This window comes from Streptomyces sp. NPDC025833, from assembly GCF_055558055.1.
In genome coordinates this window covers 299,831-320,205 of record NZ_JBVHNF010000005.1, presented here as the reverse complement: position 1 = coordinate 320,205, position 20,375 = coordinate 299,831, and the positions used below count along the sequence as shown (strand labels likewise).

The following is a 20,375-nucleotide window of genomic DNA, read 5'->3' as shown; positions in this document are numbered from 1 at the left end:
CGGCCGCCCCTCCCCCGGGACTACGGGGCGGCCGGGCCGTACCGCGTCCGCGGTACGCCGGTCAGGGGCGCGCGGCCTCGCCGGCCACCGGGGCGGTCACTGGGGCCGCCTGAGCCGGGATGGTCACCGCGTCCGCCGGGACCTGGGCGTCCTCCGGGATGGTCACCAGCCAGTGGGTGTCGCGGCGCGGGCGCAGGTACAGGGCCCAGTAGAGGGTGGCGACGGCGACGATGCCGCCGGTCCACAGCAGGTAGCCGGTCTCCTGCTGGGTCAGGATGTACGCCAGGACGGCGATGAGCAGGACCGGCATCGCGGGCCACAGCGGCATCCGCCAGGCGGGCGTGTGCTTGTGGGAGCCGCGGCGGGCGAGCAGGGCGGCGATCGCGACCAGCAGGTACATGCCGGTCACGGAGACGCCGGTGACGCCGTACAGGGTGTCCAGGTTGACGAAGCAGAGCAGCGCGCCGGGGACGCCGACCGCGAGGGTGGCCACCCAGGGGGAGCCGAAGCGGCCGAGCCGGGAGAACATCGTGTTGACCGGGCCGGGCCAGGCCTTGTCGCGGGCGGAGGCGAACAGGACGCGGGAGTTCTGGATCACCATGACGATGCCCGCGTTGATGATGGCGAGGGCCACGCAGAGGCTGACGAAGGTGCCGACCGCGGAGTTGGACCAGGCGGTGACCATGGCGCTGATGTCGCCGCCGGTCAGCTCGCCCAGGTCGGAGGCGCCCATGGTGATGGCGGTGACCGGCACCAGGATGATCACGGTGGAGATGGCGAGGGTGGCGAGGACCGTGCGGGCGACGTTGCGGCGCGGGTGCTCCAGCTCCTCGGAGAGGTAGACGGCGGTCGAGAAGCCCTGGGTGACGAAGAGGGCGATGGCGAGTCCGGAGACGACCAGCATGGCGGTCACGGTGTCCGCGTGGCCGCCGGAGCCGGCGACCTGCATCGAGGTCAGGCTGCCGAGCCCGCGGTGGCTGTGGGCGAAGCCGAGCAGGGCCACCACGCCCGCGGCGATGACCTCCAGGACCAGGAAGATGCCGGTGATCCACGCGTTGGCGCGCAGGTCGAGCAGGCCGGCGAGGGTGGCGAGCAGCATCACGCCGGCGCCGGTCATGGCCGGGTCGAGGTGGACGAGGGGGGAGAGGTAGTCCGCCGTGCCCATCGCGATCACCGGCGGCACGATCATCACGACCAGCAGGGAGAGCACGAAGACCAGCCAGCCCGCGAGCCGGCCGGCCATCGTCGACACCATGGCGTACTCGCCGCCCGCGCTGGGGATGAGGGTGCCCAGCTCGGAGTAGCAGAACGCCACGGCGATACAGAGGAGGGAGCCGATGGCGATCGTCAGGGCGGTGGCGGTGCCGAGGGAGCCGAAGAGGTCCGGGACGACCACGAAGAGCGTGGAGGCCGGTGTGACGCACGAGAGGGTGAGCAGGGTGCCGCCGACCACGCCGATGGAGCGCTTGAGCTTCTGGGGGCTGTCGGGGGCCTCCGGGAGGGCGGCCTCGACAGGGCGGAGCGTGTCGGTCATGCGGCGGAATCCGATCGACTCGTGCGAGTGGGGATGGATCGGGAGCGCTATCGCCTCCGGCGGATCGTCGTACGTTGGTCTCTTCCGCTCCCGGTGCTGCCATAGGGAACCCCGACGAAAACCACCACGTCAATGGCTGATTACCTGCGGAATCCGCAGGTGGCCGACGGTCCGAGCGGCATCGCTTTCACAGGCCGCAGCGACCGGTAGGAGCATCCATCAAGACCCAGTCGGATATGACCTTGGTTTCGAAGGTCATATCCCACCACCCCCTTCGCCACCCGTTTCGTCCGTCAAGAACGGGAATCGCAGCCGAGGTGGCAAAAAAATGTCAGACCGTCCGGTATCCGGACGGCCTGACGGGTGGCCGGGAGCGCTTCCCGGCCGGTCTCAGTGGGTGCGCGGGAAGCCCAGGTCGACGCCCGCCGGGGCGTCGGCCGGGTCGGGCCAGCGCGTGGTGACGACCTTGCCGCGGGTGTAGAAGTGCGTGCCGTCGTTGCCGTAGACGTGGTGGTCGCCGAAGAGCGAGTCCTTCCAGCCGCCGAAGGAGTGGTAGCCCACCGGCACCGGGATCGGGACGTTCACGCCGACCATGCCGGCCTCGACCTCGAGCTGGAAGCGGCGGGCCGCGCCGCCGTCCCGGGTGAAGATCGCGGTGCCGTTGCCGAACGGCGAGGCGTTGATGAGGGCCAGGCCCTCCTCGTAGGTGTCGGCGCGCAGCACGCACAGCACCGGGCCGAAGATCTCGTCCTGGTAGGCCTTGGCAGTGGTGGGCACCTTGTCCAGCAGCGAGAGGCCGATCCAGTGGCCGTCCTCGAAGCCCTCGACCGTGTAGCCGGTGCCGTCGAGCACCACCTCGGCGCCCTCGGCGGCGGCGCCGGACACGTACGACGCCACCTTGTCGCGGTGGGCGGCCGTGATCAGCGGGCCCATCTCGGACGCCGGGTCGTTGCCCGGACCGATCTTGATCTTCTCGGCGCGCTCGCGGATCTTCTCCACCAGCGTGTCGCCGATGGCGCCGACGGCCACGACGGCCGAGATGGCCATGCAGCGCTCGCCCGCGGAGCCGTAGGCCGCGCTGACCGCGGCGTCGGCCGCCGCGTCCAGGTCCGCGTCCGGCAGGACCAGCATGTGGTTCTTGGCGCCGCCGAGGGCCTGCACGCGCTTGCCGTTGGCGGAGGCGGTGGTGTGGATGTACCGGGCGATCGGGGTCGAGCCGACGAAGGAGACGGCCTTGACGTCCGGGTGCTCCAGCAGCCGGTCGACGGCCACCTTGTCGCCGTGCAGGACGTTGAACACCCCGTCCGGCAGACCGGCCTCGGAGAGCAGCTCGGCGATGCGGACCGACGCCGAGGGGTCCTTCTCGCTCGGCTTCAGCACGAAGGTGTTGCCGGTCGCGATGGCGATCGGGAACATCCACATCGGGACCATCGCCGGGAAGTTGAACGGCGTGATGCCGGCCACGACGCCGAGCGGCTGGCGGATCGAGGCCACGTCGACCCGGCTGGCGACCTGCGTGGACAGCTCGCCCTTGAGCTGGACGTTGATGCCGCAGGCCAGGTCGACGATCTCCATGCCGCGCGCGACCTCGCCGAGCGCGTCGGAGTGCACCTTGCCGTGCTCGGCGGTGATCAGGTCGGCGATCTCGTCGCGGTGGGCGTCGAGCAGCGCGCGGAACTTGAAGAGGATGTTCGTCCGCTGGGCCAGCGAGGACTGGCCCCAGGTCGCGAAGGCGTCCTTCGCCGCGCCGACCGCGGCGTCCACCTCCTGCACCGACGCGAACGCGACCTTCGTGGTGACCGCGCCGGTCGCCGGGTCGGTGACCGGCCCGTACGTGCCCGACGCGCCTTCGACGGTCTTGCCGCCGATCCAGTGGTTGACGATCTTCGTCATGCCCAGTGACTCCTTCTTACAGATGGCGGCGTCGGGTCGAGACGTGCCGTTCGTACAGCTCTCGTGCCGTGACCGCCGACGGTCGGGTCGCGGTCTCGGCCACAGGAACATCCCACCAGGCCTGCGCGGGGGGCGCGCCCGACACAGTGTCGGACGTTTCGGTCTCCACGTAGACACATGTGGGTGTCCCGGCGGTCCGCGCCTCGGCGAGCGCCGCGCGCAGCTCCCGCACGGTCCTCGCGCGCAGCACCCGCATGCCGAGGCTGGCCGCGTTGGCGGCGAGGTCGACGGGGAGCGGGGCGCCCGTGTACGTCCCCTCGCCGGTCACGAACCGGTACGCCGTGCCGAACCGCTCGCCGCCCACCGCCTCCGACAGGCCGCCGATGGACGCGTACCCGTGGTTCTGCAGGATCAGCACCTTGATCGCGATTCCCTCCTGCACGGCGGTCACCAGCTCCGTCGGCATCATCAGGTACGTGCCGTCGCCGACCAGCGCCCACACGTTCCGCTCGGGCGCGGCGAGCTTCACCCCGATGGCGGCCGGGATCTCGTAGCCCATGCAGGAGTAGCCGTACTCCAGGTGGTACTGGTCGCGGGAGCGGGCCCGCCACAGCTTGTGCAGGTCGCCGGGGAGCGAGCCGGCCGCGTTGACGATGATGTCCGACTCGTCCACCAGGGCGTCCAGCGCGCCGATCACCTGCGGCTGGGTGGGGCGCGTGCCGGGCTCGGCGGCCGCGAAGCAGGCGTCGACGCGCTCCTCCCAGCACCGCTTGTCCGCGGTGTACCCGGCGACGTACGGCTCGGCGGCCCGGTACCCGTGCGCCACCAGCGCCTCGGTCAGCTCGCCCAGGCCGCGGCGGGCGTCCGCGACCAGCGGGAGGCCGGCCAGCTTGTGGCCGTCGAAGGACGCGATGTTGAGGTTGAGGAAGCGCACGCCGGGGTGGGCGAAGAGGGTGCCGGAGGCGGTGGTGAAGTCGGTCCAGCGGGTGCCGACGCCGATCACCAGGTCCGCGGCGCGGGCCAGCGCGTCGGCGGTCGCGGTGCCGGTGTGGCCGATCCCGCCGACGTCCTGCGGGTGGTCGTGGCGGAGCGAGCCCTTGCCGGCCTGCGTGCAGGCGACCGGGACGCCGGTCGCGGCGGCGAACTCCGCGAGGGCCTCCTCGGCCCGGCTGTGGTGGACCCCGCCGCCGGCGACGACCAGCGGCCTGCGCGCCGCGCGGACCGCCCGGACCGCCGCCGCCAGTTCGGCGGGGTCCGCGCCCGGCCGGCGCACGGTCCACACGCGCTCGGCGAAGAACTCCTCCGGCCAGTCGAAGCCCTCCGCCTGCACGTCCTGCGGGAGGGCGAGGGTGACCGCGCCGGTCTGGACGGGGTCGGCGAGGACCCGCATCGCCTGGAGGGCGCTCGGGACGAGCTGCTCGGGGCGGGTGATCCGGTCGAAGTACCGCGACACCGGGCGCAGGGTGTCGTTGACCGAGACGTCGCCCGCGTACGGCACCTCCAGCTGCTGGAGGACCGGGTCGGCCGGACGGGTGGCGAAGGTGTCGCCGGGCAGCAGCAGGACCGGCAGGTGGTTGACGGTGGCCAGGGCGGCGCCGGTGACGAGGTTGGTCGCGCCGGGGCCGATCGAGGTGGTCACCGCGTGCGTGGACAGGCGGTTCGACTGGCGGGCGTAGCCGACCGCCGCGTGCACCATGGACTGCTCGTTGCGGCCCTGGTGGTACGGCATGACGTCGGCGTACTCAACCAGTGCCTGGCCGATCCCGGCGACGTTGCCGTGGCCGAAGATGCCCCAGGTGGCGCCGATCAGCCGCTGCCGGGCGCCGTCCCGCTCGGTGTGCTGGGCGGCGAGGAAGCGGACGAGGGCCTGGGCGACGGTCAGCCGGATCGTCATCGGTAGCCCCCCGCGCCCGCGGTGTGGTCGGGGTGGAAACGGATCCGCCACTCCCGGGTCGCGCCCGGGCCCGCCATGACGTTCAGGTAGTACATGTCGTGTCCGGGCTGGGCGATGGACGGGCCGTGCCAGCCGTCCGGGACGAGGACGGCGTCGCCGGAGCGGACCTCGGCGAGGACGTCGGCGCCGCCCTCGCGGGAGGGGAACACGCGCTGGTAGCCGAGGCCGTTCGGGCCGTCGATCTCGAAGTAGTAGATCTCCTCCAGCTCGGACTCCTCGCCCGGCCGGTGCTCGTCGTGCTTGTGCGGCGGGTACGAGGACCAGTTGCCGCCCGGGGTGACCACCTCGACGGCGATCAGCCGGTCGCAGTCGAAGGAGTCGGCGGAGGCGAAGTTGCGCACCCGGCGGGCGCAGCCGCCGCTGCCGCGCACCTCGACGGGGACCTCCGGCGCGGGGCCGTAGCGGGCGGGGAGTCGTCGCTCGCACTTCGCTCCTGCCAGGGCGAAGCGGCCTCCCGCGCCGGAGGCGATCTGGACCCGGGTGTCCCGGGGGGCGTACGCGAAGTCGGAGACGTCCGCGAACACATTGTCCCGGCCCAGGAGTTGGAACTCGACGTCGTCGATTCGCACGGTACATCCGCCTTCCAGCGGAAGCACGATCCATTCGCTGTCCGCGGTGCCGAACGTATGGCTTCCGCCGGGCGGCAACTCGACGACGCGCAGGCCGCTGTGTGTCCAGCCGGCCAACTCGGGCCCGATGTCGACGGCGTACCGGGCGTTCGCGGTGGCGCCCCTGGGCAGGTGCAGGTCGGTGCTGGTCATGCGGCCCTCACAGCAGTCCGACGGCGGCGTCCACGGCGGCGGCCACGTCGCCGGCCGCCGGGTACAGCAGCGAGCGGCCGGCCACGAGACCGCGCACGGTGGGGAGTCGCAGCGCGCCGCGCCACCTCTCGCAGGCGGTGTCCCGGTCCCCGGGCGAGTCGCCGATGTCGCCGCCGAGCAGCACGGCGGGCAGTGTGGACGCCTCCATGACCCGGACCATGTCGGCGGGGTCCTCGGTGACGGGCACCTGCAGCCAGGTGTAGGCCGAGGAGCCGCCGAGGCCCGAGGCGATGGAGATGGCGCGGGTGACCGCCCCGGCCGACAGGTCGTTCACCGGCTTCCCCCCGGCGGTGCGGCGGGTGAGGAGCGGCTCGACGAAGACCGGCAGCCGGCGCGCGGCCATGGCGTCGACGGCGCGGGCGGCGGACTCCAGGGTGGTGAGGGAGCCCGGGTCGTCGTGGTCGATGCGCAGCAGCAGCCTGCCCGCGTCGAAGCCGAGCCGCTCGATGTCCTCGGGGCGGTGGCCGGTGAAGCGGTCGTCGGGTTCGGAACGCGCGCCCGCAAGGCCGCCGCGGTTCATCGAGCCCATGACGATCTTGTGGTCGAGGGCGCCGAGCAGGAGCAGGTCGTCGAGGACGTCCGCGCCGGCGAGCACGCCGTCGACGCCGGGCCGGGACAGTGCGAGGCAGAGGCGTTCGAGCAGGTCGACGCGGTTGGCCATGGCGAGTTCGCGGTCGCCGACGCCGAGGGCGCCGCGGGCCGGGTGGTCGGCGGCGATGATCAGCAGCCGGCCGTCGCCGTCCAGCAGGGGCCTGCGGGCCCGGCGGGCGGCGGCCTCGGCGATCGCCTCGGGGTGGTGGGTGCGGACCCGGACGAGTCCGGCGACGTCGACGCGGGGGCGCCGCCCGGTGTCCCCGCCGCCGGTGTGCGCGCCGGCGACCCGGCCGGCCCTCACCGCACCGCTCCGGCGTCGAGCGCGGCGGCCACCTCGTCGGGGGCCGGCATCGCGGAGGAGCACTCCAGGCGGGAGGCGACGATGGCCCCGGCCGCGTTGGCGTGCCGCATGACCGTCTCCAGGTCCCGGCCGGCCAGCAGGCCGTGGCAGAGGGAGCCGCCGAAGGCGTCCCCGGCGCCGAGTCCGTTCAGGACGGTGACGGGCAGCGGCGGGACCTCGGCGGACTCGCCGTCGCGGTGGACGGCGAGGACTCCCTCGGGGCCCTGTTTGACGACGGCCAGTTCCGCCCCGGCGTCCAGCAGCGCGCGGGCGGCGGCGTGCGGCTCGCGGGTCCCGGTGGCGACCTCCACCTCGTCCAGGTTGCCGACGGCGACGGTGGTGTGGCGCAGCGCCTCGGCGTAGAAGGGCCGGGCCTGCCCGGGGTCGCTCCAGAACATGGGGCGCCAGTCCAGGTCGAAGACCGTGGTGCCCGCCCGGGCCCGGTGGGCGAGGGCCGCCAGGGTCGCCGTGCGGCTGGGCTCCTCGCTCAGTCCGGTGCCGGTGACCCAGAAGATCCGAGCGGCGCGGACGGCGTCCAGGTCCAGCTCTTCCGGGTGGATCTCCAGGTCGGGGGCCTTGGGCCGGCGGTAGAAGTAGAGCGGGAAGTCGTCCGGCGGGAAGACCTCGCAGAAGGTGACCGGGGTCGGCAGGCCGGGCACGGGAGTGACCCAGCGGTCGTCGACGCCGAAGCCGCGCAGCGCCTCGTGCAGGTAGGCCCCGAACGGGTCGTCGCCGGTGCGGGTGATCACCGCGGTGTGCCGTCCGAGCCGGGCCGCGGCGACCGCGACGTTCGCCGCCGAGCCGCCGAGGAACTTGCCGAAGGACGACACCCGGGCGAGCGGGACACCGGTCTGCAGCGGGTAGAGGTCCACTCCGATCCGCCCCATGGTGATCAGGTCGTAAGCCATCGGCTTCCCTTCGTCATGGCTCTTCCGGCTTTCTAGCCCGTACCCCGATCCATGTCAACGTTTTGTCCGGACATTCGGACCAGGGTGTGGCCGACGTGTCACAAACACCCCCTTCCTGTCACACATGTCACGTGTACGCGAGTGCTGGGTCACACCCAGTCGACAGGGGAGCGCCGCCGGTCACTCTGCGTCGTTGGGTGGGCGCAGGCTTGGTGATCGCCAGCGCAGCGCCCGGTCCCCCGGCGGCCGAACGTGGCCGCCTCCGCGGTGCGCGCAGGGAGGTGCAACTCATGACCGACCGAAGGCTCTGGTCCTACAAGGAGATCGCGGCGCACATCCGGGTGCAGCCGGACACCGTGCGGTCCTACCGCAAACACGGGCTGCTGCCCGCGCCCGACCATGTGGAGGGGGGCAAGCCCTTCTGGTACGCGGACACCGTCCGCGCCTGGGTCGCCGCCCGCCCCGGCAACCGGGGCCGCGGGAACGGGTGAGCCGCCGGGGGCGGGTTCCGGCGGCTGCGCCCCCGGGGGGCGGGTTCTCGCGGGTACGTTCCGGGGGGTGGTTCCCGCGGGTGCGTCCCGGGGGGTGGTTCCCGCGGGTGCGTCCCGGGGGGTGGTTCCCGCGGGTGCGTCCCGGGGGGTGGTTCCCGCGGGTGCGTCCCGGGGGCGGGCGAGTCCCGGGGGCTGCGGGTGAGCCTCGGTGGGGGCGCACGGCGCCCGGCCGACGGTGTGGCAGGTGGGAGCCCGGTCGGCCGTGACGCTCTCACCGGGGGCCGTTGTCCGCCGCCGGGGCCGCAGCGAAGGCCCCAGCGGCCCCGAGACCGCAGGGGCCGCAGGGACCGCCGGGACCGCCGGGACCGCCGGGACCGCCGGGACCGCCGGGACCGCCCGCAACGCCCCGTACCGCTCCTACCCGGTCCGTGACACCGGCCGGGCGGGAGCGGTGGCCCGGCCCTGTCGTGGCTGCCGGGGGCGGCACCTGTGTGGCTGGGTCAGGCGGTTCCGGTCCCGCCGGAGCGGGCGGCCAGGGCCGGTTCGCCGGGGCCGGCCGCGTGGCCGTCCTCGTCGCGGCGGGCCGGTTCCGGCTCGCCCTCGCTCAGTCCGAACCGCTGGTGGAGGCGCCTGAGCCGGGCCGGCGCCCACCAGGTCGCCCTCCCGGTCAGGCGCATGATGGCCGGGACCAGGAGGCTGCGGACCACCATCGCGTCCATCAGCACCGCGAGCGCGATGCCGAGGCCCAGCATCTTGGTGTTGGTGACCCGGGAGGTGCCGATGGCGACCATGACCACCGCGAGGATGACCGCCGCCGCGGTGATCAGCCCGCCCGTGCGCTGGAGCCCGTGGCGCACCGCCTGGTCGTGGTCGCCCGTGCGGTCGTACTCCTCCTTGATGCGGGAGAGCAGGAAGACGCCGTAGTCCATGGACAGGCCGAAGGCCACGCAGAACATCAGGACGGGCAGGGTGGTCTCGACGGATCCGGGGCTGGTGAACCCGAGCGGGCCGGACAGGTGGCCGTCCTGGAAGACCCAGACGACCGCGCCGAACATCGCCGTCAGACTGAGCGCGTTGAGCACCACGGCCTGCACGGGTATCAGCACGCTGCCGGTGAGCAGGAAGACCAGCAGCAGCGTGACGACGGCGATGAACAGGGCCGCCCAGGGCAGGCGCTCGGCTATCGCGTGCTTGGTGTCCACGAGGACCGCGGCCGTGCCGGTCACCTCGGTGGCGAAGGGGGCGGGCACTGCGCGCACCTCGCCGACCAGGCGCTGGGCCGCCTCGCCCACGGCCTCGCCCCTCGGCTGGACCGTGAAGTAGGCGGCGCCGCCCCGGACCAGGGGGCCGTCCACGCGGACGACGTCGGGCAGGGCGGCCACCCGCTGCTTGTAGGCGGCGTACCCGGCCGCGTCGGACCGGCCCTCGGCGAGCACTTCGAGGCCGCCGCCGGGGCTGCCGGGGAAGCCATCGCGGATGTGCTGCTGCACCACGTGGGACTCGGCGGACGCGGGCAGTTGCCGGTCGTCGGCCGTACCGAACCTCACCCCGGTGAAGGGCAGTCCGAGCAGCACCAGCAGGGCGGTGGTGCCGAGTGCGAACAGCGGGGCGCGGCGCATGACCAGGCCGGCCGCGCGCGCCCAGGCCGTGCCCTCGGGCCGCCGCGGTGCCCGGCCGCGGCGCAGGAGGCGGCGCAGGTCCAGGGAGTCGACCCGGTGGCCGAGCAGGAGCAGCGCGGCCGGGAGCAGGACCAGGGCGGCCGCCGCCGCGAGGAGCACCACGGCCATGCCGGCGTAGGCGAAGGAGCGCAGGAAGTACTGCGGGAAGGCCAGCATGGCGGCCAGGGAGACCGCGACCGTCAGCGCGGAGAAGAGCACGGTGCGGCCGGCGGTGCGCAGGGTCGTGCCCACGGCGGCCGCCGGGGCTGCTCCGGCGGACAGCTCCTCGCGGTAGCGGCGGACGATGAACAGGGCGTAGTCGATGGCGAGGCCCAGGCCGAGGGCGGTGGTGAGGTTCAGCGCGAAGACCGAGACGTCGGTGAAGGCCGTCAGCCCCCGCAGCACGGCGTTCGTCCCGAGGATGGCGACGATGCCGACGCCCAGCGGCAGCAGGGCGGCGACCGCGCTGCCGAACACCATGACCAGCAGGACCAGGGTGACCGGCAGGGCGATCAGCTCGGCGCGGGTGAGGTCCTCCTTGATGACGGTCTGCATCTCGTGCCGCACCGCGACGATGCCGCCGATCCGGACCCGGACCGGGCCGTGCGTGCCCCGGTAGTGCGGGGCGATGCGGTCCAGGGTGCGGGCCGCCGCGCTCTCGTCGCCGGTGACGCGCGCGGCGATCAGCGCCTCGTGGCCGTCCTCGGCGCGCAGGGCGGGCGATCCGCCCTGCCAGTAGGAGCCGACGCCGGTCACGCCGTTCTCGCGCGCCAGGCGCCCGGCCAGCTCACGGGCCGCGGCGGCCACCGCCGGGTCGTCGACCGAGGCGCGGCCCGCGTCGACCAGGAGCAGCAGGTTCGGCTGCGAGGCGGGGAACGCGCGCTCCAGCGCCTTGGTCGCGTACGTGGACTCGGCGGCCGGGTCCTCCCAGCCGCCGCTGCCGAGGCGGTCCGCGACCCCGCTGCCGGCGAGCACGGCGAGTGCGGTGAGCACCAGGGCGAGGAGCAGCGACAGCCGCGGCCGGGCGGTCACCAGGCGGGTCCAGCGGCCGGGCGGGGGTACCCGGTCCCCATGGTGCCGCGGAGTCTCGGCTTCGGTCATCGTGCGGTGTCCCCTTCACCCTGGCCGGCGCGGCCCTCCGCGAACACGGCAGCATGGATCAGTCATTGCCATAGACTGACAAACACGAGAGATCGCTCGCGTTCCACACAGAATGCGAGTGACCGCTCGCGTTTGTCAATCGCGTCCTGAGAGCTGGGGATAACGCGTGCCCGAGACCACCGAGAAGGAGCAGCAGCCGCGCCGCCGCCAGGCGCGCGGCGAACGCCGCGTCGCACAGCTGCTCCAAGCCGCCGCCCGGGTCTTCTGCACCAGCGGCTACACCGCCGCCAGCACCAACGCCATCGCCCGCGAGGCGGGCGTCTCGCCGGGCACGCTGTACCAGTTCTTCCCCAACAAGGAGGCGATCGCGGTCGAGCTGAGCGACCGCCTGGTGCACGAGATGCGCCAGGCGTACGGCGAGGCGCTCACCCCCGCCGACCCGGCCACCCCGATGGAGGAGGCGATCGGCTCGGCCGTCGACCGGTTCATGGCCTTCAACACCGACCACCCCGTGTTCTTCACCCTCATGCACGGACCCGACATCCCGGGCCGGATGGCCGAGGCCCACGACCAGCTGCACACCGCCCTGATCGGCCGCGTCGAAAGTCTGCTCGCCTCCTTCATGCCCGCGGCCGCGCCGGCCGACCTCACCCGGACCGCACACGTCTGCCTCGGCGTCTACAAGGCCGGCCTGGAGCTCGTCCTCGCCCACGAGGGCGCCGAGCGCGCCGCCTACGTCCAGGAGACCAAGGACGCCCTGATCCGCTACCTGCGGCCCATGGCGGGCGACCGGCCGGCCCGGGCGTGACATCCCGCGGCGCGCCGGGGCGGCCGTGCGGCACCGCTGCTGGAGTAATACCCCCTAGGGGTATAGAGTGGTGAGCGTGGGGGTTCCCCCGGGGACCCCTTGGCCCCACACGCCACGACGAGGAGTACAGACATGAGCGCCCAGACCGCCACCCCGGGCTCCGTCACCACCGTCTACCAGGTCACCGGCATGAGCTGCGGCCACTGCGAGGGCTCCGTCTCCGGTGAGATCTCCCAGCTCCCGGGCGTCAGCTCGGTGAAGGCGGTGGCGTCGACCGGCGAGGTGACCGTCGTCTCCGCGGCCCCGCTGGACGACGAGGCCGTGCGCGCCGCCGTCGACGAGGCCGGCTTCGAGCTGGCCGGCAAGGCCTGAGGAAGACCCTCCCTTTCCCCGACCGGGCCGTGCCGACCAGCTGATACTGGATCCGTACGGTCCGGTCCGATGCCTGGAGTCCGGACATGACCAGCACCACCGCCACGACGGGGGCCGGGGCAGCCGGCACCGACCGGGTCGAACTGCTCATCGGCGGGATGACCTGCGCCTCCTGCGCGGCCCGCGTGGAGAAGAAGCTCAACCGGATGGACGGCGTCAGCGCCACCGTCAACTTCGCCACCGAGAAGGCCAGGGTCACCATCGCCGACGGCGTCCGGGTGGCCGACCTGATCGCCACCGTGGAGAAGACCGGCTACACCGCCGAGGAACCCGCGCCGCCGCGGCCCGAGCCCGAGGCCGCCACCGAGAGCGCCGAGAGCGCCGAGCGGGACCCCGAGACCGGCGCCCTGCGGCACCGCCTGCTCGTCTCCGCGCTGCTCGCCGTGCCCGTCGTCCTGCTCTCGATGGTCCCGGCGCTCCAGTTCGACAACTGGCAGTGGCTCTCGCTCACCCTGAGCGCACCGGTCGTCGTCTGGGGCGGCGCCCCCTTCCACCGGGCCGCCTGGACCAACCTCCGGCACGGCGCCGCCACCATGGACACCCTGGTCTCGGTCGGCACGCTGGCCGCGTTCGGCTGGTCGCTGTGGGCGCTGTTCCTCGGCGACGCGGGCATGGCCGGCATGCACGACGAGTTCCGCCTCACCGTCTCCCGGACGGACGGCGCCTCCTCCATCTACCTGGAGGTCGCCGCCGGAGTCGTCGCGCTGATCCTGCTCGGCCGCTACCTGGAGGCCCGCTCCAAGCGGCGCGCCGGGGCCGCCCTGCGGGCGCTGATGGAGCTGGGCGCCAAGGACGTGGCGGTGCTGCGGGACGGCCGCGAGGTCCGCGTGCCGGTCGCGTCCCTGGCCGTCGGCGACCGGTTCGTCGTGCGGCCCGGCGAGAAGATCGCCACCGACGGCACGGTGGCGGAGGGCGTCTCCGCGGTGGACGCCTCCATGCTGACCGGCGAGTCGGTGCCGGTCGACGTCGGCCCCGGCGACCGGGTCACCGGCGCCACGGTCAACGCCGGCGGCCGGCTGGTCGTCGAGGCGACCCGGGTCGGCGCGGACACCCAGCTCGCCCGGATGGCCAGGCTGGTGGAGGACGCGCAGAACGGCAAGGCCGAGGTGCAGCGGCTCGCCGACCGGATCTCCGCGGTCTTCGTCCCGGTGGTCATCCTCATCGCGCTCGCCACCTTCGGGGTCTGGCTGGGCGTCACCGGCGACGCGGTCGCCGCGTTCACGGCCGCCGTCGCCGTCCTGATCATCGCCTGCCCCTGCGCGCTGGGCCTCGCCACGCCGACCGCGCTGATGGTCGGCACCGGGCGCGGCGCCCAGCTCGGCATCCTGATCAAGGGCCCGGAGGTGCTGGAGTCCACGCGCCGCGTCGACACGGTGGTCCTGGACAAGACCGGCACGGTCACCACCGGCCGGATGGCCCTCCAGGAGGTCTACACGGCCGACGGCGCCGACGAGAAGGAGCTGCTGCGGCTCGCGGGCGCACTGGAGCACGCCTCCGAGCACCCCGTGGCCCGCGCGATCGCCGCCGGCGCCGAGGAGCGCGCCGGGGCGCTGCCCGCCGTGGAGCACTTCGAGAACGTTCCCGGGCGGGGCGTGCGCGGGCGCGTGGAGGGCCGCGAGGTGGCCGTGGGGCGCCTGTACGACGAGCTGCCGCCGGAGCTGGCCCGCGCGGCCCGCGAGGCCGAGGAGCGGGGCCGTACGGCCGTCGTGGCGGGCTGGGACGGGCGGGCCCGCGGGGTGCTCGCCGTCGCCGACGCGGTCAAGGAGACCAGCGCCGAGGCGGTCCGCGGGCTGCGCGCGCTGGGGCTCACCCCGGTGCTGCTGACGGGCGACAACCGCACGGTCGCCGAGGCGGTCGCGAAGACCGTCGGCATCGACTCCGGGAACGTGTACGCCGAGGTGCTGCCCGAGGACAAGGTGGACGTCGTCCGGCGGCTGCAGCGCGAGGGGCGGTCGGTGGCCATGGTCGGCGACGGGGTGAACGATGCCGCCGCACTCGCCACCGCGGACCTGGGCCTGGCCATGGGCACGGGCACGGACGCGGCGATCGAGGCCGGCGACCTGACGCTGGTGCGCGGGGACCTGCGGGTGGCCGGGGACGCGATCCGGCTCTCCCGCCGGACACTCGCCACCATCAAGGGGAACCTGGTGTGGGCCTTCGGCTACAACGTCGCCGCGCTGCCGCTGGCCGCCGCCGGACTGCTCAACCCGATGATCGCCGGAGCGGCGATGGCCTTCTCCTCGGTGTTCGTGGTGACCAACAGTCTCCGGTTGCGGACCTTCCGCTGAACCGGCGGCAATTGCCCGGACCGATCTCCCGGTCCCCCTGGAGTCCGGCGCGAGCCTCACATAAGCTCTTCACAAGGCTCGCGCATCATCCTTACGCTTGGGCCCCGATTGGCATATCGGGGCTCTTGCGTACGTAAAGGACATATGCAAGAGACGCAGATCACAGTGATGCGAACGTAACCATCGAAGGGGTTCGAAGGTCTAAGTTGGCGATGTCAGCCCAGCGTCTTGGGGGGCGCTGACTGGCATCTGAGGATGTCTTGGGGGACTTCCTCAGAGATGCGTTGCCGGGGCACGTACACCGGGAAGCTTTGAGCGGCCCTCCCTGTGTGCGTTGTCCCGGCAGATCGCACCGCATCACTGGAGCACGGCGGGTCAGCCCGTCGTACTCAGACAGCGATTCAGGCGCTGTCCTCTCCAAGCGCCCGGCCGGATCCCGTGGGGGGAATCCGCACCGGGACATGGGAAGGCGCCCTGGTCGTCGGCCCGTGGGGGGACCGGCGCATCAGGGCGCCTTCTGCTTTCCGTACGACCGCACCAACGGCTCAGGGCCCGCCCGGAACGGGCAGGCCCTGGTGTGCGGTGTGCTCCGCGGTACCGGTGCGCTCAGCGCTCCTCGACCGGGACGAAGTCGCGCTCGACGACGCCCGTGTAGATCTGGCGCGGGCGGCCGATGCGGGAACCCGGCTCCTTGATCATCTCGGTCCACTGGGCGATCCAGCCCGGCAGCCGGCCGAGGGCGAACAGGACCGTGAACATCTCGGTCGGGAAGCCCATGGCCCGGTAGATCAGGCCGGTGTAGAAGTCGACGTTCGGGTAGAGGCTGCGCGAGACGAAGTAGTCGTCGGAGAGCGCGTGCTCCTCCAGCTTCAGCGCGATGTCCAGCAGCTCGTCGGACTTGCCGAGAGCGGACAGCACGTCGTGCGCGGCGGCCTTGATGATCTTGGCACGCGGGTCGAAGTTCTTGTAGACCCGGTGGCCGAAGCCCATCAGGCGGACGCCGTCCTCCTTGTTCTTCACCTTGCGGATGAAGGAGTCGACGTCGGAACCGGCGTCGCGGATGCCCTCCAGCATCTCCAGCACCGACTGGTTGGCGCCGCCGTGCAGCGGGCCCCACAGGGCGTTGATGCCGGCCGAGATCGACGCGAACATGTTCGCCTGCGACGAGCCGACCAGGCGCACGGTGGAGGTCGAACAGTTCTGCTCGTGGTCCGCGTGCAGGATGAGCAGCTTGTCCAGGGCGGAGACCACGACCGGGTCCAGCTCGTACTCGTCCGCCGGCACCGAGAAGGTCATGCGCAGGAAGTTCTCGACGTAGCCGAGGTCGTTGCGCGGGTAGACGAACGGGTGGCCGATCGACTTCTTGTATGCGTACGCCGCGATCGTCGGCAGCTTCGCGAGCAGCCGGATCGTGGAGAGGTCGCGCTGCTTCTCGTCGAACGGGTTGTGGCTGTCCTGGTAGAAGGTGGAAAGCGCCGAGACCACCGAGGACAGCATGGCCATCGGGTGGGCGTCGCGGGGGAAGCCCTTGTAGAAGTTCTTGACGTCCTCGTGCAGCAGGGTGTGCCGCGTGATGTCGTTCTTGAACGTCGAGAGCTCGTCGACGGTGGGCAGCTCACCGTTGATCAGCAGGTACGCCACCTCGAGGAAGGTGGAGCGCTCGGCCAGCTGCTCGATGGGGTAGCCGCGGTACCGGAGGATGCCCGCCTCGCCGTCGAGGTAGGTGACCGCGGATTTGTACGCGGCCGTGTTGCCGTACCCGCTGTCCAGGGTCACCAGACCGGTCTGGGCGCGGAGCTTCCCGATGTCGAAGCCCGTGTCGCCGACGGTGCTGTCGACCACCGGGTAGGTGTACTCGCCGTCGCCGTACCGCAGTACTACAGAGTTGTCGCTCACGTCTTCCCTCACCGACGTAGTGCCTCATCTTCGAGGTGCCCTGACTGTCTCTACCATCCCCCATTTGGCTCAGGAGAGTGCACTCGGGGTCGACCATTGGGCCTATCGGCGGCACTCAGTGCCGTCAATCTGCTCATCCTGCCCCCTCGGAGGGTCATCCGGAAGAGCTCTGTGACCTTTGCGACTCGTTTGATCGATCATTTCCGCCGAGGCGGAAGTCCAGAGCCGTGCAGCGCCGTCCGGCGGACACCGTGCGCACCGCCTGCCCGATCGCCCTGCGTGAACCGACGAGGACCACCAGCCGTCTGGCCCGGGTGACCGCCGTGTACAGCAGGTTCCGCTGGAGCATCATCCAGGCCCCGGTGGTGACCGGAATCACCACGGCGGGATACTCGCTGCCCTGGGAGCGGTGGATGGTCACCGCGTACGCGTGGGCCAGTTCGTCCAGTTCGTCGAATTCGTACGGAACCTCCTCGTCCTCGTCCGTCAGCACGGTCAGGCGCTGGTCGACGGGATCGAGCGAGGTGACGACGCCCACGGTGCCGTTGAAGACACCGTTCTTCCCTTTCTCGTAATTGTTGCGGATCTGGGTGACCTTGTCGCCGACGCGGAAGACCCGGCCGCCGAACCGCTTCTCCGGCAGGTCGGGCCGTCCCGGGGTGACGGCCTGCTGGAGCAGTCCGTTGAGCGCGCCCGCGCCGGCCGGTCCCCGGTGCATCGGGGCGAGCACCTGGACGTCCCGGCGCGGGTCCAGCCCGAACCTGGCGGGGATCCGCCGCGCGGCCACGTCGACGGTGAGCCGGCCGGCGGCCTCGGTGTCGTCCTCGACGAAGAGGAAGAAGTCCTTCAGCCCGTCGGTGAGGGGGTGCTGCCCCGCGTTGATCCGGTGCGCGTTGGTGACGACGCCGGACTGCTGGGCCTGCCGGAAGACCCGGGTGAGCCGGACGGCCGGGACCGGGCTCCCGTCGGCGAGCAGGTCCCGCAGCACCTCCCCGGCCCCCACGCTGGGCAACTGGTCCACGTCCCCGACGAAGAGCAGGTGGGCGCCCGGCGGCACCGCCTTCACCAGTCTGTTGGCCAGCAGCAGGTCCAGCATCGACGCCTCGTCCACGACCACCAGGTCGGCGTCGAGCGGCCGGTCCCGGTCGTAGGCCGCGTCCCCGCCGGGCTTCAGTTCCAGCAGCCGGTGCACGGTGGACGCCTCGGCCCCGGTCAGCTCGGACAGCCGCTTGGCCGCGCGGCCGGTCGGTGCGGCCAGCACCACCTTGGCCCGCCGGGCCCGGGCCAGCTCCACGATCGAGCGGACGGTGAACGACTTGCCGCAGCCGGGGCCGCCGGTCAGCACCGCCACCTTCTCGGTCAGCGCCAGCCTGACGGCCGCCTCCTGCTCGGGCGCGAGGTCGGCGCCGGTGCGCGCCCGGAGCCAGCCGAGCGCCTTGCCCCAGTCCACTCCCCGGAAGCCCGGCATCCGGTCCTGGTCCGTCCGCAGCAGCCGCAGCAACTGGCCGGCCAGGGACAGCTCGGCGCGGTGGAAGGGCACGAGGTAGACGGCGCTGACGGGCTCCGCGCCGCCTTCCGGTCCGGGCACCCGCTCCCGTACGACCCCCGGGTCGGCCCCTTCCTCCGGGGGCTCGGACAGTTCGGCGAGGCACTCGATGACCAGCCCGGTGTCGACCTGGAGGAGCTTGACGGCGTCGGCGATCAGCCGCTCCTCGGGCAGGAAGCAGTTCCCCTGGTCGGCGGATTGCGAGAGCGCGTACTGGAGGCCGGCCTTCACGCGCGCGGGGCTGTCGTGCGGGATGCCGACCGACTGGGCGATCTTGTCGGCGGTGAGGAAGCCGATGCCCCAGACGTCGGCGGCGAGCCGGTACGGCTCCTCCTTCACGACGGAGATCGACGCGTCGCCGTACTTCTTGTAGATCCGCACGGCGATGGAGGTCGACACCTCGACGGTCTGGAGGAAGAGCATGACCTCCTTGATCGCCTTCTGCTCCTCCCAGGCGTCGGCGATCTTCCTGGTCCGCTTGGGACCGAGTCCGGGCACCTCGATCAGCCGCCCGGGCTCCTCCTCGACGACGCGCAGGGTGTCCAGCCCGAAGTGCCGGGTGATCCGGTCGGCGAAGACGGGCCCGATGCCCTTCACCAGCCCGGACCCCAGATAGCGCCGGATGCCCTGGACGGTGGCGGGCAGGACGGTCGTGTAGTTCTCCACGTGGAACTGCCTGCCGTACTGCGGGTGCGACCCCCAGCGGCCCTCCATCCGCAGGGACTCCCCCACCTGGGCGCCGAGCAGCGCGCCCACCACGGTGAGGAGGTCCCCGGCGCCCCTGCCGGTGTCGACCCGGGCGACGGTGTAGCCGTTCTCCTCGTTGGCGTACGTGATCCGCTCCAGTACGCCCTCCAGTACGGCGAGCCGCCGCTCACCGGACTCCGTCCCCGCCTGTTGCGCCATGATCCGACCGTACCCGCCGACTCTGACAGCGGTGGCGCGGTCCTCCTCCCGGCGGACGCCCCGGCCGGCCGCACGGACCGCAGGGATCGGCTTCCGCCATTCACGGTACGGAAGTTGACCGATACTGCACCCCCCGCGTCCGCGATGCGTACGCCCCCGGCGCGACGGGTGCGGCCGGAGGCGGCCGGGGCGGCGGGCCCCCGGCCGGCGGAGGCGGGACGTCCTCTTGCCGACACCCCGGCCCGGTTTGTGACCAACCAGGGGAGATTTACCGCGCAAAGGGCACGTAACCACACGTTACCTTCACCATGCACCGGTCCAACCGGGGCCGGACCACCCCACTGCGGCCTGCCAAGACCGCATCGAACCGGGATGAACACAACAGGCCAATATCCGGATCGGCCTTGTCGACGCCCTCCCCCGGGATCCAGACTCGCTGCTGCACGACGAATGGCCGTTCGGGCACTTTCTAAGGCTTCGAGCGGATTTTCCCCACATGCCGCTCTTTTCGGCATGTTCCGCGCCGCCCTTCCGGTGGCGCGTTCCGGTCTCCACCTTCCTCCGAAGGGAGTTCGTCATGTCCCGTATGCCGAACCAGCAGGACGCCCTGGAGCTCCAGGACCTCGACGCGGACCTGGACCTCACCGACCTGACCGTGACCTCGCTGCGCGACACCGCGGCGCTGCCCGAGAACGGCGCCTCGTGGGGCTCCTGCTCCTGCCAGGGCTCGTCGTCCTGTGCGCAGCCGACGACGGACACGCCGAACCTCTGATCCGCACCCGTCCGCGCACGCCCTTCGAACTGAGAGGCTCCACATGCCTGAGTACGACGAGGACCTTCTCGCCCTCGGGGACCTCGACCTCGGCGAGCTGACCGTCACCGCCCTACGGGACACCGTGGCGCTGCCCGAGACGGGCGCCTCCGGCGGAGTGAGCTCCTGCTCGTGCGGCTCCTCCTCGTGCGCCCAGCCGAGGCTGCCCGACATGCCCTACTAGCCCACCGGTGCACCCCCCGGCCTCGCGTTCCACGAGGCCGGCGGACCACAGCCCGTGCGGCCGGCCGGCTCGTCCCATCGACCGGCCGGCCGTACGACCCGGCCCGCGTCCCGCGCCGGTACGCCTCCGTCCGTTATGTGCGTCTGCCGTGCGGCGAAGGCGAGTGCGACTTCCGTACGGCTTCCGCGTCCTCCGTCCGGTTCATCCGCG

General features: G+C 72.4%; 15 protein-coding genes. 6 read left to right on the top strand and 9 right to left on the bottom strand.

The features are described from left to right. Nucleotides 1-61 precede the first annotated feature (61 nt). The 6 genes from ACZ4K2_RS10895 to iolC all read right to left on the bottom strand — a co-directional run bounded on the left by ACZ4K2_RS10895 (nucleotide 62) and on the right by iolC (nucleotide 8,044). Complete coding sequence (locus ACZ4K2_RS10895; protein WP_467471815.1) at nucleotides 62-1,534, bottom strand: APC family permease; 1,473 nt, start codon at nucleotides 1,532-1,534, stop codon at nucleotides 62-64. 390 nt (nucleotides 1,535-1,924) lie between these two features. After that, nucleotides 1,925-3,427, bottom strand: coding sequence for a CoA-acylating methylmalonate-semialdehyde dehydrogenase (mmsA, locus tag ACZ4K2_RS10890; RefSeq protein WP_467471813.1), 1,503 nt, complete (start codon nucleotides 3,425-3,427; stop codon nucleotides 1,925-1,927). A 16-nt stretch (nucleotides 3,428-3,443) separates the two neighbouring features. Then, on the bottom strand, nucleotides 3,444-5,321 hold the full coding sequence (gene iolD / locus ACZ4K2_RS10885) for a 3D-(3,5/4)-trihydroxycyclohexane-1,2-dione acylhydrolase (decyclizing) (protein WP_467471811.1): 1,878 nt from the start codon (nucleotides 5,319-5,321) through the stop codon (nucleotides 3,444-3,446). Further along, nucleotides 5,318-6,142: a 5-deoxy-glucuronate isomerase gene (gene iolB / locus ACZ4K2_RS10880; protein ID WP_467471809.1), complete on the bottom strand. Its 825-nt coding sequence runs from the start codon at nucleotides 6,140-6,142 to the stop codon at nucleotides 5,318-5,320. The genes iolD and iolB overlap by 4 nt, the downstream gene beginning before the upstream one ends. Nucleotides 6,143-6,149: 7 nt before the next feature. Beyond that, the gene (locus ACZ4K2_RS10875) at nucleotides 6,150-6,986 is read right to left on the bottom strand and encodes a Cgl0159 family (beta/alpha)8-fold protein (protein WP_467472058.1); all 837 of its coding nucleotides are present in this window, start codon (nucleotides 6,984-6,986) and stop codon (nucleotides 6,150-6,152) included. Between the two features lie 107 nt (nucleotides 6,987-7,093). Further along, nucleotides 7,094-8,044, bottom strand: coding sequence for a 5-dehydro-2-deoxygluconokinase (gene iolC / locus ACZ4K2_RS10870; RefSeq protein ID WP_467471807.1), 951 nt, complete (start codon nucleotides 8,042-8,044; stop codon nucleotides 7,094-7,096). A gap of 290 nt (nucleotides 8,045-8,334) precedes the next feature. On the opposite strand from iolC, the gene ACZ4K2_RS10865 reads away from it, so the two are divergent. Next, nucleotides 8,335-8,535 carry a helix-turn-helix transcriptional regulator gene (locus tag ACZ4K2_RS10865; RefSeq protein WP_467471804.1) on the top strand — a complete coding sequence of 67 codons (201 nt, stop codon included), beginning with the start codon at nucleotides 8,335-8,337 and terminating at the stop codon, nucleotides 8,533-8,535. Nucleotides 8,536-9,035: 500 nt separating this feature from the next. On the opposite strand, the gene ACZ4K2_RS10860 is transcribed toward ACZ4K2_RS10865, so the two are convergent. Beyond that, on the bottom strand, nucleotides 9,036-11,294 hold the full coding sequence (locus ACZ4K2_RS10860) for an MMPL family transporter (RefSeq protein WP_467471802.1): 2,259 nt from the start codon (nucleotides 11,292-11,294) through the stop codon (nucleotides 9,036-9,038). A 166-nt stretch (nucleotides 11,295-11,460) separates the two neighbouring features. Between ACZ4K2_RS10860 and ACZ4K2_RS10855 the strand changes: the two genes are divergently transcribed. The 3 genes from ACZ4K2_RS10855 to ACZ4K2_RS10845 all read left to right on the top strand — a co-directional run bounded on the left by ACZ4K2_RS10855 (nucleotide 11,461) and on the right by ACZ4K2_RS10845 (nucleotide 14,822). After that, nucleotides 11,461-12,102 carry a TetR/AcrR family transcriptional regulator gene (locus tag ACZ4K2_RS10855; RefSeq protein WP_467471800.1) on the top strand — a complete coding sequence of 214 codons (642 nt, stop codon included), beginning with the start codon at nucleotides 11,461-11,463 and terminating at the stop codon, nucleotides 12,100-12,102. A gap of 132 nt (nucleotides 12,103-12,234) precedes the next feature. Further along, nucleotides 12,235-12,474, top strand: coding sequence for a heavy-metal-associated domain-containing protein (locus ACZ4K2_RS10850; protein WP_467471798.1), 240 nt, complete (start codon nucleotides 12,235-12,237; stop codon nucleotides 12,472-12,474). Nucleotides 12,475-12,560: 86 nt separating this feature from the next. Continuing rightward, nucleotides 12,561-14,822 carry a heavy metal translocating P-type ATPase gene (locus tag ACZ4K2_RS10845; protein WP_467471797.1) on the top strand — a complete coding sequence of 754 codons (2,262 nt, stop codon included), beginning with the start codon at nucleotides 12,561-12,563 and terminating at the stop codon, nucleotides 14,820-14,822. Nucleotides 14,823-15,428: 606 nt separating this feature from the next. Here the strand turns inward: ACZ4K2_RS10845 and ACZ4K2_RS10840 are convergent. Both ACZ4K2_RS10840 and recD2 read right to left on the bottom strand, forming a co-directional pair. Continuing rightward, nucleotides 15,429-16,718 (bottom strand): citrate synthase, encoded by a 1,290-nt coding sequence (locus tag ACZ4K2_RS10840; RefSeq protein ID WP_467471795.1) that lies wholly within the window; start codon nucleotides 16,716-16,718, stop codon nucleotides 15,429-15,431. Between the two features lie 154 nt (nucleotides 16,719-16,872). Then, complete coding sequence (gene recD2 / locus ACZ4K2_RS10835) at nucleotides 16,873-19,170, bottom strand: SF1B family DNA helicase RecD2 (protein ID WP_467471793.1); 2,298 nt, start codon at nucleotides 19,168-19,170, stop codon at nucleotides 16,873-16,875. Between the two features lie 577 nt (nucleotides 19,171-19,747). On the opposite strand from recD2, the gene ACZ4K2_RS10830 reads away from it, so the two are divergent. Continuing rightward, a complete protein-coding gene (locus tag ACZ4K2_RS10830; protein ID WP_467471791.1) occupies nucleotides 19,748-19,942 on the top strand; it encodes a thiazolylpeptide-type bacteriocin in 195 nt (64 codons plus the stop codon). A gap of 43 nt (nucleotides 19,943-19,985) precedes the next feature. After that, complete coding sequence (locus ACZ4K2_RS10825; RefSeq protein WP_467471788.1) at nucleotides 19,986-20,165, top strand: thiazolylpeptide-type bacteriocin; 180 nt, start codon at nucleotides 19,986-19,988, stop codon at nucleotides 20,163-20,165. Nucleotides 20,166-20,375: the final 210 nt, after the last annotated feature.

What these genes read in the sequence shown, in the direction of transcription:
- ACZ4K2_RS10895 (WP_467471815.1), bottom strand. Translation starts at nt 1,534, where the DNA reads ATGACCGACACGCTCCGCCCTGTCGAGGCCGCCCTCCCGGAGGCCCCC.
- mmsA (WP_467471813.1), bottom strand. Translation starts at nt 3,427, where the DNA reads ATGACGAAGATCGTCAACCACTGGATCGGCGGCAAGACCGTCGAAGGC.
- iolD (WP_467471811.1), bottom strand. Translation starts at nt 5,321, where the DNA reads ATGACGATCCGGCTGACCGTCGCCCAGGCCCTCGTCCGCTTCCTCGCC.
- iolB (WP_467471809.1), bottom strand. Translation starts at nt 6,142, where the DNA reads ATGACCAGCACCGACCTGCACCTGCCCAGGGGCGCCACCGCGAACGCC.
- iolC (WP_467471807.1), bottom strand. Translation starts at nt 8,044, where the DNA reads ATGGCTTACGACCTGATCACCATGGGGCGGATCGGAGTGGACCTCTAC.
- ACZ4K2_RS10865 (WP_467471804.1), top strand. Translation starts at nt 8,335, where the DNA reads ATGACCGACCGAAGGCTCTGGTCCTACAAGGAGATCGCGGCGCACATC.
- ACZ4K2_RS10860 (WP_467471802.1), bottom strand. Translation starts at nt 11,294, where the DNA reads ATGACCGAAGCCGAGACTCCGCGGCACCATGGGGACCGGGTACCCCCG.
- ACZ4K2_RS10850 (WP_467471798.1), top strand. Translation starts at nt 12,235, where the DNA reads ATGAGCGCCCAGACCGCCACCCCGGGCTCCGTCACCACCGTCTACCAG.
- ACZ4K2_RS10845 (WP_467471797.1), top strand. Translation starts at nt 12,561, where the DNA reads ATGACCAGCACCACCGCCACGACGGGGGCCGGGGCAGCCGGCACCGAC.
- recD2 (WP_467471793.1), bottom strand. Translation starts at nt 19,170, where the DNA reads ATGGCGCAACAGGCGGGGACGGAGTCCGGTGAGCGGCGGCTCGCCGTA.
- ACZ4K2_RS10830 (WP_467471791.1), top strand. Translation starts at nt 19,748, where the DNA reads ATGTCCCGTATGCCGAACCAGCAGGACGCCCTGGAGCTCCAGGACCTC.
- ACZ4K2_RS10825 (WP_467471788.1), top strand. Translation starts at nt 19,986, where the DNA reads ATGCCTGAGTACGACGAGGACCTTCTCGCCCTCGGGGACCTCGACCTC.